The 1,184-nt window shown below is 58.1% G+C and carries 1 protein-coding gene; it reads left to right on the top strand.

Going from position 1 to position 1,184, the window contains the following annotated elements:
* Positions 1–1,184 (top strand): IS4 family transposase (locus ACQ4W0_RS29140; RefSeq protein WP_436579899.1); only part of this gene is annotated, 1,184 nt, incomplete at both ends.

The following is a 1,184-nucleotide window of genomic DNA, read 5'->3' as shown; positions in this document are numbered from 1 at the left end:
ATGCTTGATGACGCGATGCATTTTTTGACAGAACACCAAGAGGCGCCTAATTGGGAACGCCTGGGGCAACATTTACCGATCGAGTGGGTCGAGCAGGCGGTCCGCTACACGGGCAAGGCGAGCATCCGGCATCGGCGTTTGCCTGCGCAACAAGTGGTGTGGCTGGTGGTGGCGCTAGCACTGTACCGGCATCAATCGATCAGCGAAGTGCTCGATGACCTGGACCTGGTGCTGCCGGATCTGCAAACACCATGCGTAAGCAAGAGCGCGATAGCGCAAGCCCGGCAGCGCCTGGGGCCTGCTCCGCTGCAGGCCTTGTTTGAGCTGTCGGCACAGGCTTGGTGCGCACAAGACGCGCGGCATTATCAATTCAAGGGATTGCGGCTGTTCGCCCTTGATGGCACGACCTTGAAGACGGCCGACACGCCGGAGCAGCGCGCCCATTTCGGCGCCCAGGCCTATGCGAAGGTGGTCTCGAGCTATCCCCAGGTGCGTGCCGTGACGCTGACAGATGTCGCGACGCATCTGATCCGCTGTGCTGCCTTTGGCCCCTACGGCACCAACGAAATGCAATATGCCAAAGAGTTGCTGCCGACGATTCCCGACGACTCGCTGACAGCCCTGGATAAAGGCTTCATGTCTGCCGAAATCCTGTGTGACCTGACCAGCAATGGCAGCAATCGCCACTTCATCATTCCCGCCAAGTCAAATACGACGTGGACGTTGCTCGAGCCGGCAGGCGATGATGTGCTGATCGAAATGAAACTGGCACAGCAGGTCCGTAAAAAACGGCCGGATCTGCCACCATCGTGGCGCGCACGCGCCATTACCGTGGTCGATGGCCAGGCGCGCAAACATATCCTGATCACCTCACTGCTTGACCGAAAACGCTACCAGGCCGCTGATATCGTGGCGTGTTATCAGCGCCGCTGGCAGATCGAAACGAGCTATCGGGAACTGAAGCAAAGCATGCTAGGCCGGGCATTAACACTACGCAGCAAAACAATCGATGGCGTGTATCAGGAAATCTGGGGCACCCTGACCGCTTACAACCTGATTCGGCTGGAAATGGCGAAAGCAGCATTGGCGGTGAAATGCGAACCCACCGAAATCAGCTTTGTACGAGCCTTCCACGTCATCCAATATGAGCTGCACTGGGCTGCCATCGTGCGTTCCTACGGCAA

The sequence above is a fragment of the Janthinobacterium breve genome, from assembly GCF_051380895.1.
Lineage (GTDB): Bacteria > Pseudomonadota > Gammaproteobacteria > Burkholderiales > Burkholderiaceae_D > Janthinobacterium.
This window is presented reverse-complemented; position numbering and strand designations above follow the sequence as displayed.